Origin of the sequence: Moorena sp. SIO4A5 (assembly GCF_010672005.1) — a bacterium.
Classification (GTDB): Bacteria; Cyanobacteriota; Cyanobacteriia; order Cyanobacteriales; family Coleofasciculaceae; genus Moorena.
In genome coordinates this window covers 1-3275 of record NZ_JAAHHZ010000549.1, presented here as the reverse complement: position 1 = coordinate 3275, position 3275 = coordinate 1, and the positions used below count along the sequence as shown (strand labels likewise).

At 39.1% G+C, this 3275-nt stretch carries 4 protein-coding genes and 1 pseudogene; 4 read left to right on the top strand and 1 reads right to left on the bottom strand.

The features are described 5' to 3' along the window. Positions 1-191: 191 nt before the first annotated feature. Entirely contained in the window at positions 192-503 is a 312-nt protein-coding gene (locus F6K57_RS40795) for a hypothetical protein (protein ID WP_293066529.1), read from the bottom strand. Positions 504-727: 224 nt separating this feature from the next. On the opposite strand from F6K57_RS40795, the pseudogene F6K57_RS40790 reads away from it, so the two are divergent. From F6K57_RS40790 to F6K57_RS40775, 4 genes and pseudogenes are all read left to right on the top strand, one after another. Beyond that, positions 728-922: pseudogene (locus F6K57_RS40790) on the top strand (hypothetical protein); the annotation flags it as partial. A gap of 443 nt (positions 923-1365) precedes the next feature. Further along, positions 1366-2187 carry a phytanoyl-CoA dioxygenase family protein gene (locus F6K57_RS40785; RefSeq protein ID WP_293074653.1) on the top strand — a complete coding sequence of 274 codons (822 nt, stop codon included), beginning with the start codon at positions 1366-1368 and terminating at the stop codon, positions 2185-2187. Positions 2188-2246: 59 nt separating this feature from the next. Then, on the top strand, positions 2247-3017 hold the full coding sequence (locus F6K57_RS40780) for a hypothetical protein (protein ID WP_075900984.1): 771 nt from the start codon (positions 2247-2249) through the stop codon (positions 3015-3017). Between the two features lie 68 nt (positions 3018-3085). Beyond that, positions 3086-3275: methyltransferase dimerization domain-containing protein (locus F6K57_RS40775; protein WP_293072550.1), on the top strand; the 190-nt coding region annotated here is incomplete at its 3' end.

Here is a 3275-nt window from a genome sequence, read left to right as displayed (position 1 = left end):
ATCCCAAATAGCTAAAGTCTAGCATCCATAACCTGAACTATAGCGTTTGTATTTGAGATGTAAACCTGTATGGTCTTTTTTTATTGGACAATAAAACTGAGGATCTCTTTCCCCTCTTGCCTCTTGCCTCTTGCCTCTTGCCTCTTGGCCTTTGGGAGTATGTTCACAACCCAGATACAAACGCTATAGTATTAGTGATTCTTAATGGTAAAAACCTGCTTAAAGACAAAAACGCGATTAAAGTTAACGGGAAACTTTTTAATCACAAAAGGACTCTTCTTAGGCACAAAGCGCTTAGGTATTGTGAACTTAAATTTAAAGTCAAAGTCATCGTCATCAAATTTAAACTCAAAGTCATGATCATCCCGTTCATCATCGCGGTCATCATCAACTTTGCCCTTGCCAAAGTCTTTAGATCTGCCTTGGCTTCCTGCAATCTCCTTGAGTTCATCCTCTGACAAATTTGCGATGAACTCCAAATCAGTGGTTAGATACTTATCCATGGGAAAAATCTCCTGTTCAAAAAAGTGAGTTATTGGGATTACCTAATTAGGTAACCTTGTAAAATCTTCGACAGGATTAATCTATCTAAATAAATTCTTTCTGTCTTGCCATTTTGGCTTCTTGTTAGTTGTGGGATTCCATTAAAAAGGATTTAATTCAAATGGCACTTAGTTAAGGCTGAAACCAAAGCCCAGACGGGCAAAGGGGATTTTTAGAGAGAGTACAGAGGTCTTTACCTTTGGCAGTGACCAAGGGCAAGGTTAGTGGTAACTCTCGTTATCTCCAAGGTTTTGAGCAGACCGCTAATTTACTCACCGTCTTCAAAATTTCTCGCTTCCAGGAAGGTTCGGTGATGGATTTCTTTGAGCGAAGGTCACGCTACGGGAGCAAACTCTTATGGCTCAATCGGGTGATTTAACCCAACCTCCTATCCTCATCCGGTCTCTCCACACTTGAATCCTAACGTTATTAGACAAAAATCTGGCGTAAGGGAAGCCATGCCGGAGAGGGAAGCCATGCCGGAGGCTGATCGCTTAATATACTCTCAGCTCTAGAACTGGGAAATGGCAGATGTTTTCGCAAAGTCAAAGAAAAGGGATATGATAATATTTTTACCGAAGGCATGTATTGTAACCTTACTTTTGTCGATGTTTTCCATCCTCCGACTTTAGTCGAAGGTTTTGGATTACTTTTTCAATTACCTCCGACTCAAGTCGGAGGCTTATTATTGTATCGGATATCCTCAAGAGATTTGATACAATAATAAGCGGCTTTCGCCAGTGGAGGACATTCAGTCCGAAAATAAACCCATCGACTTCAGTCGATGGAGTCGTTGAGTTAATTTAAATCGGAGTTTGAGATATGTACCTACAAGAAGAGCAACAAAAAACTTACCAAGAAAATGGTTTTTTACTGTTAGATAATCTTTTTGATAAAGCTCAGATTAAAGCGATAACAGCTAAAGTATCAACTGTTTCTTGGAAAAATACACCAGGAACAGTTTTAGAAGAAGATCAAGCGACAGTAAGAGGAATCCACGAGGATCCAACTGAAAATGGCTTCTTGGATAAGATATCAAAAAACGCTCTAATTGTTGAGCCAGCCATGCAACTTCTTGGCAGCAAAGTCTACATACATCAATTAAAAATTAACTTCAAAGCTGCCTTTAGTGGTGATCTATGGCCGTGGCATCAAGATTATATCTTTTGGCAAAAAGAAGATGGAATGCCAACACCACGAGCGGTAAATGTTGTTATTTTTCTAGAAGAAGTCAACGAATTCAATGGACCGCTTTGTCTTATTCCTGGTTCCCATCAAGAAGGAGTAATTAGCTCTCTCAACCAAATTGAGCAAGATTATGCTGCTTCAGAAGACTCCAAATGGATATCGAGTTTTCAGTCCAACCTTAAATACACTACCCCAGAACAAACCATTATAAAGCTAGTAGAAAAATATGGAATAGAAGCGCCCAAAGGTAAACCGGGAACTGTGTTATTTTTTCATCCTAATTGCGTTCATGGCTCAGCTAATAATATTTCTCCATTTTCGAGAAAAATTGCAATTATAACCTATAATAGTATTGACAATATTCCGATTGCCGTAGACAATCCGCGTCCTGACTTCTTAGTTGGTCGAGACTATAGAGCAATCAAACCTTTACCAGAACAAGCCTTAATCCTATAAACCATTTAAGCAAAGAGTGGGAGCAGAAAGAATTAGATTCTTTGAGCAGCGTTAATCTAATGCCTAATTTTGGAGTTGAGAAAGGAATAAACAGGATGACAACAAATAAACACATTGCCCTATGGACTTGCCCGAGAAGTCGTTCAACACTGATGACGAGAGCTTTTGAACAGTTAGATGGTTGTCTAATTTTTGATGAACCATTTTATGCTCCGTACCTGTTGAAACATGGTTTCAATCATCCTCATCGTCAAGAAATTATTGAATCCACTGAAAGCAACTATGAGAAGGTAATTCAACAAATTACCGGAAGTTTACCCAATAGTGCATCGTTTTCATTCCAAAAACACATTGCAAAACATGCTCTCCCGGAATTTTCCAGAGACTGGCTTAAATCTCTTCATAACGTTTTTTTGATTAGAGACCCTAAAGAGATCGTTTTATCTTGGTACAAAGTTTTGGGGAACGTAACGTTCCATGATATCGGCATAGCAGACCTTTACACTATATTTCAAGACGTTAAAGCATTGACAGGAAACTCCCCGCTGGTTATTGACTCAACGGAGTTTGTCAGAAATCCCAAAGATATTCTGAAAAGGTTATGCGCAAACTTGGAGGTAACATTTTCTGAAAAAATGCTGAGTTGGGAACCTGAACTAAAAGACTCAAACTTATCATTGTCATCCTTTGCCCCAAGTTGGTATTCCACAGTGAGGAATTCTAGCGGTTTTCTTCCTTATGAGGAAAAAGCGATCAATATACCTGATGACCTAATACCTATAGTGGAAGATTGTCTGCCGTTTTATGAGAAATTATATCAAGAGGTATAATTTGGCCAATTTAACTAGCTCTAACACTATCTGACAATAACGTGGATGTAGATTTAGGATAAGTATAAATGAAGGACAGCATCGACAATATATGTTTTAGCTTCTGGAACTCTGCGGTTCTCAGAGCGGCGATAAAACTTGGAATATTTCCTTTACTGGAACAACCTATTTCTGCCCGAGAAGTCTCCGATCACCTCAAAGCTAATCCTGGTTTTGTCCAAGCTTTTCTTGAATCCTGTGCTGGATTAGGTCTGCTGG

Coding starts and splice junctions, on each gene's coding strand:
- F6K57_RS40780 (WP_075900984.1), top strand. CDS start 2,247: ATGCCTAATTTTGGAGTTGAGAAAGGAATAAACAGGATGACAACAAAT.
- F6K57_RS40795 (WP_293066529.1), bottom strand. CDS start 503: ATGGATAAGTATCTAACCACTGATTTGGAGTTCATCGCAAATTTGTCA.
- F6K57_RS40785 (WP_293074653.1), top strand. CDS start 1,366: ATGTACCTACAAGAAGAGCAACAAAAAACTTACCAAGAAAATGGTTTT.